Origin of the sequence: Bilophila wadsworthia ATCC 49260 (assembly GCF_000701705.1) — a bacterium.
GTDB lineage: Bacteria > Desulfobacterota > Desulfovibrionia > Desulfovibrionales > Desulfovibrionaceae > Bilophila > Bilophila wadsworthia.
The window spans coordinates 1-7,901 of the sequence record NZ_JNJP01000123.1; the positions used below are offsets into that span (position 1 = coordinate 1).

Below are 7,901 nucleotides of genomic sequence, written 5' to 3' on the forward strand. Positions count from 1 at the left end.
GAGAGGGGTGGGGTTTGGGGAGGGGAGAGGGAACCTTTCTTTAGAAAGGTTCCCTCTCCCCTCCCTAATGCACACACAAAAGCCCCCGGCAACATGACGTTGCCGGGGGCTTAATTCAGCTAGGCTGCGAGGGCTGTGCCAAGCCGTGGCTTAGTACATGCCGCCCATGCCGCCCATGCCGCCCATATCGGGCATGGCGGGCATGTCCTTCTTGGGTTCGGGCTTTTCGGCAATGGCGCATTCGGTGGTCAGGAGCAGGGAAGCCACGGAAGCGGCGTTCTGCAGAGCGATACGGGCCACCTTCTTGGGGTCGATGACGCCGGCCTTGATGAGGTCTTCGTATTCGCCGGTAGCGGCGTTGAAGCCGAAGCCGTCCTTGCCTTCACGGACCTTTTCCACAACCACGGAACCTTCATGGCCAGCGTTGCCGGCGATGAGGCGCAGGGGTTCTTCAAGGGAACGGCGGACGATGTTGAGGCCGGCCAGTTCGTCGTCGTCGGCGGGCTTGATGTCGTCGAGGACCTTGATGGTGCGGACGAACGCGGTGCCGCCGCCGGGGATGATACCTTCTTCAACGGCCGCGCGGGTCGCGTTGAGGGCGTCTTCCACGCGGTCTTTCTTTTCCTTCATTTCGGTTTCGGTAGCCGCACCGACATGAATCACAGCGACGCCGCCCACCAGCTTGGCGAGGCGTTCCTGCAGCTTTTCGCGGTCGTAATCGGAAGTGGTTTCTTCGATCTGGGCGCGGATCTGCTTCACGCGGGCCTTGATTTCGTCGGACTTGCCGGCGCCGTCAACGATGGTGGTGTTTTCCTTGTCGATGACCACGCGCTTGGCGGTGCCGAGCGAGGACAGGGGCAGGCTTTCCAGCTTCACGCCGCGTTCTTCGAACACGGCTTCACCGCCGGTGAGGATGGCGATGTCTTCGAGCATGGCCTTACGGCGTTCGCCGAAGCCGGGAGCCTTCACGGCCACCACGTTCAGGGCGCCGCGGAGCTTGTTCACCACGAGGGTGGCCAGGGCTTCGCCTTCGATGTCTTCAGCGATGATCACCAGAGGACGGTTGACCTTGGCGACCTGTTCCAGCACGGGGAGCATGTCCTTCATGCTGGAGATCTTCTTTTCGTTGCAGAGGATGTAGGGGTTGTCCAGTTCGCAGACCATCTTTTCGGCGTTGGTCACGAAGTAGGGGGACAGGTAGCCGCGGTCGAACTTCATGCCTTCGACGACGTCCAGCGTGGTTTCAAGGCCCTTGGCTTCTTCAACGGTGATGACGCCTTCCTTGCCGACCTTGGCCATCGCTTCGGCGATGATGTTGCCGATGGTGGCGTCGGAGTTGGCGGAAATGGTGCCGACCTGGGCGATTTCTTTCTGATCGCGGGTAGGCTTGGCGATGTTGCCGAGTTCTTTGGAAACGGCTTCAACGGCCTTGTCGACGCCGCGCTTGATGGCCATGGGGTTGCGGCCGGCGGCCACGAGCTTCACGCCTTCACGGTAGATGGCCTGAGCGAGCACGGTGGCGGTGGTGGTACCGTCGCCGGCGATGTCGTTGGTCTTGGAGGCCACTTCGCGCACCATCTGGGCGCCCATGTTTTCAAACTTGTCTTCGAGCTCGATTTCCTTGGCGACGGAAACGCCGTCCTTGGTGATGACGGGGGCGCCGAAGGACTTTTCGATCACGACGTTGCGGCCCTTGGGTCCAAGGGTCACCTTGACGGCGTTGGCGAGCTTATCCACGCCGCGGGACAGTTTTTCACGAGCTTTGGCGTCAAACAGAATTTCTTTGGAAGCCATGAGAATATCCTCCAGAACTATCTAAATAAGAATGATGTTTTGGGTCGCAAGCGGCAAAAGGGTCGCTTAGGCAATGATGGCAAGGATGTCGTCTTCACGCATGACGAGATGCTCGGCGCCGTCGATCTTGACTTCGGTGCCGGCATACTTGTTGAAGAGGACCATGTCGCCCACCTTCACAGCCATGGGAACGAGCTTGCCGTCGTCGGCGTGCTTGCCGGGGCCCACGGCGACCACTTCACCCTTGGAGGGCTTTTCCTTGGCGGTGTCGGGGATGTACAGGCCGCTGGCGGTACGTTCCTCGGATTCGAGGCGCTTCACAAGAACACGGTCATTCAAAGGTTTCAAACTCATGACGACTTATCCTCCAAAAAAGGTATTTTTTTGTTGCAACCAGCCCCGTCATCACCGGACTGCCTGCGGGGAATCCCTGCAAGCTCTCCGAAATGGCGGACGTGTCCCCGATGTAGCGGAAGAGGCCGCTCGTTTCAAATCGGGGAAAACGCTCGCCGGGGGGGTAAGCCTTGCAAGCGGGCCGTGGTGTTCCGGCCTCTCGTGGCATTAAATAATCCCCCTGCGCGCATTGGGAAGGGGGGAACGACGATTTTTTTTACATTTTTTCCTTTTTTTTAATAACTGTCAGTAAATAATTGTTCTTTTTGTTCCCTTTCCGGGGCGGCTCTTTTAGCCTACTTGCCATATCCTTTGAAATAGGATTATAAACGGAATTCGCGCCCGCTGGCCTGCACGAACCCTTCACCTAAGAGCAACCGCACGTGGGCGAACCTGCAAAGTACACCAATCCGCTTGACAGGTTGCGGAGAAGGGGGTACTTATCCCTTCTCTTTTTTCGGAGGTTCTTAATGTACGCGATTATCGAAACGGGCGGCAAGCAGTTCCGCGTTGAAGAAGGCACCAAGATCCTCGTGGATCGCATGGCTGCCGACGTGAACAGCGAAGTGTCCCTCGACAAAGTGCTTATGGTTGGTGGGGCCGAACTGAAGGTCGGCGCGCCCTATGTTGAAAATGCCAAGGTGACGGCCACTGTGCTGGATCACGTGCGTGGCGACAAAATTCTTGTCTTCAAGAAGTGGCGCCGCAATGATTCCCGTAAGCTGCAGGGCCATCGTCAGGACTATACCGCCATTCTGGTGAAGGCCATCGAAGCCTAAGCCCGAAGTGTAAGGAGATCCCCTCATGGCACATAAAAAAGCAGGCGGCAGTTCTCGTAACGGCCGCGACAGTAACGCACAACGCCGCGGCGTGAAGCGTTTTGGTGGGCAGCCCGTTCTCGCCGGCAATATCCTTGTCCGTCAGCTCGGCACCGTGATCCATCCCGGCGAAAACGTGGGCATGGGCAGCGACTACACCTTGTTCGCCAAGATCGACGGCACGGTGAAGTACGAAACCTATGTTCGCAAGCGCAAGATCCAGAAGCGCGTCCACATTCTGCCTTTCGAAGCTCCCGCTGCCGAATAGCTCGCAGAAAAGACGATTTTTCAAGGGAAGGGGCCGTCAGGCTTCTTCCCTTTTGGTGTATGCGCCGTCCCCAGAAAGCGGAGGGTGCCTTTCCCCAAAGGCAGCCCCTCCCGTTTCGTTTCTCCCAAAGATGGCCCGGCACCCCCTTCCCCGCTCCTTTTTTATTCCACAGAAAGGCGTTTCCCTCCTCCGATGCGATTGTGCAAGGCTCAAGGAGATACGATGAACAAAGTGTTTCTGTTCGCCCTCCAGCTGGGGGTATTGGCTCCCTTTTGGCGCAGTATGCAGGCGTTGTTGTGGGCCAATTCCGGTAGGGCGTCCGAAGGGGCGTTGTGGAATATCGTTTACTGCGGAGGGCCGCTTTTGATAGCCTGTGCCCTTGCCCGGTGGCGGATACTCAAAGGGAAGGAAACGTTTTCCCTGATTCAGGCCGTCTGCGGCGTCTTGCTGGCGTTGCTCGTCTCTACGGTTTTCGTCTGGGTGGGGGCGTCTGAGCGGGGCATACCACCGGTATCCGCGTACGGCTTGGCGGTTGACGGCGTGATCTATGCGGCCGGGTTGGCCTTGGCCGTGTTCGGCTGCAAAAAACGGCTTTCGCGGCTGGGCGGCGGCGATATATAATTCATGTAAGGAACAGGATACTCATATGCGTTTTGTGGATGAAGCTGTAATCAGCGTCAAGGCCGGCAAGGGCGGGAACGGCTGCGTGTCGTTCCGGCGTGAAAAATTCGTACCCCGCGGCGGGCCGGACGGCGGCGACGGCGGCGACGGCGGCAGCATCATCCTGCGCGCCGATTCGCGCCTTTTGAGCCTGTACGACTTCCGCATCATGCGCCACTACGAGGCGCAGAACGGGCAGGGTGGCATGGGCAGCCAGCGCTACGGGCGCAAGGGCGAGGATCTGGTCCTCAACCTGCCCGTGGGCACGCTCGTGTTCGAGCAGACCCCCGAAGGCGAGCATATGCTGACCGATCTTGCGGAAGCGGGCGACGAATATCTGGTGGTCCGGGGCGGACGCGGCGGCAAGGGCAACGAGCACTTCAAGTCCTCGACCATGCGCGCACCCCGTTTCGCGCAGCCCGGCGAACCCGGCGAGGAGCGCAATCTGCGCCTCGAACTCAAGATCCTTGCGGACGCGGGGATCATCGGACTGCCCAATGCGGGCAAGTCCACCTTCATTTCCCGCATTTCGGCGGCCCGGCCCAAGATTGCGGCCTATCCCTTCACCACGCTGACGCCCAACCTCGGCGTCGTGATCGACGAGTACGATCCCGATCAGCGTATGGTGGTGGCGGACATCCCCGGCCTCATCGAAGGCGCCAGTGAAGGGCAGGGCCTTGGGCACCGTTTCCTCAAGCATGTGGAGCGGACCCGTTTTCTCGTGCACATCCTCAGCATCGAAGATGTGAACCCCGAGGAGAACCCTTGGGCGGGCTTCGATCTCGTCAACGACGAGCTGAACGCCTTCGACGAGGATCTCGGTTTGCGCCGTCAGTTGCAGGTCATCAACAAGATCGACCTGCGCACGCCCGAGGAAGTGGATGCCCTCCGCGCCATCGCCGCGAGGGACGGGCGGGAGATTTTCTTCATGTCCGCGGATCAGGGCGAAGGCGTCGAGGAACTGCTCGCCGCCATGTGGAGCCTCCGCGCCGAAATGGAAGCCCACGCGCCGCTGCTGCATTATCAGGAAATGGTCCTTGAGGACGAGGAGTTCCCGGACATCGAAGTCGTGTACACGCGCGAGACCGAGTAGCGGGATAGTATTTATTGGGGAAGGGGAGGGGAAACTTTCTATAGAAAGTTTCCCCTCCCCTTCCCCAAACCTCATCCCCTCCTCTTCAAAGACTTTCGACTGGTGGGGAGGCCGCGCGGCGGGAGTTCGTTCCGGCTGGGGTGGAAGAAGAGGCAAGATGTTTTTATTGTATTGCGGAAGGCGGGAAATCTTCCCGTCTTTTTTTGTTGCGGGGAACAAGGAGCCGGGGGACTGGCGTTCGAGGGGAATTTGTGGTGTAACCGGGGCGTTGTGCAGACAATTAAGCCGGGTCAAGGGGCGGCTCGCCCCTTGTGGGCACAAGCCCGCCGGCGGCATCATACGGAGTACTTCATGAACTGGCAGGAAGAACGGGACGCGACGCTGTGCGAGGCCCGATGCGTAGTGGTCAAGGTGGGGTCGGCTGTTCTCAGCACCGGGTCCGAACTGAACCTCCCCGTGCTGGACAATCTGGTCAACCAGCTCGCCGTGCTGAGCCGTCAGGGCCGCCGCGTGGTGCTGGTGTCGTCCGGGGCCGTGGCCGCCGGACGGACCGCGCTCAAAAAATTGCCCGGAGAACCCGCCGCCGTGGGATTGAGCGGCAAACAGGCCGCCGCTGCGGTAGGGCAGGGGCGGCTCATGCACCTGTACGACAACGCCTTTGCCGAGCGGGGCATTCTGACGGCGCAGGTTTTGCTGACCCGCGATGACCTCAAGAACCGCACGCGGTTCCTCAATATCCGTAATACGTTCAGCGAACTGCTGAACTGGGGTGTCATCCCGGTGGTCAACGAGAACGATACCGTGTCCGTCAATGAACTCAAGTTCAGCGACAACGACAACCTCGCCAGCTTGCTCATCAATCCGGTTGAGGCCGACCTGTTCGTCAACCTGACGACCATCGGCGGCGTACTGGACGCCAACCCGCTGGAAACCCCCGACGCCACGATCATGCCGTGCATCGAAGATGTCCGGGCCCTCAATCTCGATACCCTGTGCGGCGGCAAGACCTCCGTGGGCACGGGCGGCATGTACTCCAAACTGCTTTCCGCGCACCGGGTGGCGCAGCTCGGCGTGCCCACCGCCATCCTGCCCGGCTGCGAACCGGATGTCATCCCTCGCCTGTTCGCGGGCGAAACCATCGGCACATGGGTACGGCCCGAACAGCGCACGGTTTCCCGCCGTAAATACTGGCTGGCGTATCAGGCCGATCCGCAGGGGACGCTGTACCTCGACACGGGCGCGGCGGATGCGGTCAGAAACCACGGCAAGAGCCTCCTGCCCGGCGGCATTACGGAAGTGCACGGCAGCTTTGAGGCGGGGGCGCTGGTGCGGCTCGTGTATGACCGCGAAACGGTGGGCGTGGGCCTGAGCAACTACAATGCGGCGGATCTGCTGCGTATCAGGGGCCTGAAACGGCACGAGGTCGCCGCCATTCTCGGCGACGCGCATTACCCCGAAGTGGTGCACCGTGACAATCTGTTGCTGGATGCGGCCTTGTAGCGTACAAAAAACGGAAGCGTCCGTTTTCCGACGGCGTCATTGCATTTTTAAGGAGTGACCATGTACATCGTAACAGGCGGTGCGGGCTTCATCGGGAGCGCCATGATCTGGCGGCTCAACGAAGCGGGCATCGACGATATTCTGGTTGTGGACAATCTGGCTTCCAGCGAGAAATGGCGTAACCTCGTCAACCGTCGGTACCGGGACTACGTACACCGTGACGAATTCCGGCGCATGGTGCTGGAAGGCCGTGCCCCGCAGAAGGTCGAGGCCATCATCCACATGGGGGCGTGTTCATCCACTACGGAACGCAACGCCGATTTCCTGATGGACAACAATCTGCATTACAGCCAGATGGTCTGCCGTTACGCCCTTGAGCAGGGCGCGCGCCTCATCAACGCGAGCAGCGCGGCGACCTACGGCGACGGTTCGCACGGCTTTTCCGACAGCCTGCTGACCACGCTTTCCCTGCGTCCCCTCAACATGTACGGTTATTCCAAGCAGATGTTCGATCTGTGGGCCTACCGCGAGAATCTGCTCAAGAGCATCGCCAGCGTGAAGTTCTTCAACGTGTACGGCCCCAACGAGTACCACAAGGGCGAGATGAAGAGCGTGGCCTGCAAGGCTTTCACCGAGCTGCGCGAAACCGGCTCGCTCCGCTTGTTCAAGTCCGACCGCCCGCAGTACCCCGACGGCGGCCAGATGCGCGATTTCGTGTATGTGAAGGACTGCGTCAACGTCATGTTCTGGCTGCTGGAGCATCCCGAAGCCAATGGCATCCTGAACATCGGTTCGGGCAAGGCCCGCACGTGGAACGATCTCGCCAACTCGGTATATTCCGCGATGGACAAGATCCCGGACATCAACTACATCGACATGCCCGTTGAGCTGAAGGGCCGCTATCAGTATTACACGCAGGCGGACATGGCGTGGCTGGAACGCCTTGGCTGCGACATTCAGTTCCACAGCCTTGAGGACGGCGTCTCCGACTACATCAAGAATTATCTGATGAATCCTGATCCGTATTTGTAGGAACGGGAAGAGAAGAAGGAAGATTGGGGAGGGGAGGGAAGAACTTTCTGTAGAAAGTTCTTCCCTCCCCTCCCCAAACCCCTCCTCTCCCATCTCAAAGACTTTTGGACTTATTGAATCCCTCTTGCTGGTTTTCCCCGTGGTTGGGGGAGAAGAGGAGACAGTGTGTTTTTGGGGTTTTATCATGTGAAAAAGGCAAGGGAAGGTTCGTTTCCTTGCCTTTTGTCTTTTTGATGCGGAACCGGGAGACGTAGGCCGGCAAACGGGACTGGGCCGTCTCTCAGCCCATCACCGACCCTTACGGACGTCTTTGGGAGGGGTGGGGGAGTTTGAGGGGGCGGGG

8 protein-coding genes are annotated in these 7,901 nt (G+C 59.6%); 6 read left to right on the forward strand and 2 right to left on the reverse strand.

What is annotated here, in order from left to right; genetic code table 11:
* Positions 1-150: 150 nt before the first annotated feature.
* Both groL and groES read right to left on the reverse strand, forming a co-directional pair.
* Positions 151-1,794 (reverse strand): chaperonin GroEL, encoded by a 1,644-nt coding sequence (gene groL, locus T370_RS0120285; protein ID WP_005030491.1) that lies wholly within the window; start codon positions 1,792-1,794, stop codon positions 151-153.
* Positions 1,795-1,860: 66 nt separating this feature from the next.
* The gene (groES, locus tag T370_RS0120290) at positions 1,861-2,148 is read right to left on the reverse strand and encodes a co-chaperone GroES (protein ID WP_005030493.1); all 288 of its coding nucleotides are present in this window, start codon (positions 2,146-2,148) and stop codon (positions 1,861-1,863) included.
* A 509-nt stretch (positions 2,149-2,657) separates the two neighbouring features.
* Between groES and rplU the strand changes: the two genes are divergently transcribed.
* From rplU to rfaD, 6 genes are all read left to right on the forward strand, one after another.
* Positions 2,658-2,966, forward strand: a complete 309-nt coding sequence (gene rplU / locus T370_RS0120295; RefSeq protein WP_005030495.1) for a 50S ribosomal protein L21 — start codon at positions 2,658-2,660, stop codon at positions 2,964-2,966.
* 25 nt (positions 2,967-2,991) lie between these two features.
* On the forward strand, positions 2,992-3,273 hold the full coding sequence (rpmA, locus tag T370_RS0120300) for a 50S ribosomal protein L27 (protein WP_005030497.1): 282 nt from the start codon (positions 2,992-2,994) through the stop codon (positions 3,271-3,273).
* Between the two features lie 222 nt (positions 3,274-3,495).
* Complete coding sequence (locus tag T370_RS0120305; protein WP_029436820.1) at positions 3,496-3,894, forward strand: hypothetical protein; 399 nt, start codon at positions 3,496-3,498, stop codon at positions 3,892-3,894.
* A gap of 25 nt (positions 3,895-3,919) precedes the next feature.
* Positions 3,920-5,026, forward strand: a complete 1,107-nt coding sequence (obgE, locus tag T370_RS0120310) for a GTPase ObgE (RefSeq protein ID WP_005030499.1) — start codon at positions 3,920-3,922, stop codon at positions 5,024-5,026.
* A 351-nt stretch (positions 5,027-5,377) separates the two neighbouring features.
* On the forward strand, positions 5,378-6,526 hold the full coding sequence (gene proB, locus T370_RS0120315) for a glutamate 5-kinase (protein WP_005030501.1): 1,149 nt from the start codon (positions 5,378-5,380) through the stop codon (positions 6,524-6,526).
* 60 nt (positions 6,527-6,586) lie between these two features.
* A complete protein-coding gene (rfaD, locus tag T370_RS0120320; protein WP_029436821.1) occupies positions 6,587-7,558 on the forward strand; it encodes an ADP-glyceromanno-heptose 6-epimerase in 972 nt (323 codons plus the stop codon).
* Positions 7,559-7,901 lie beyond the last annotated feature (343 nt).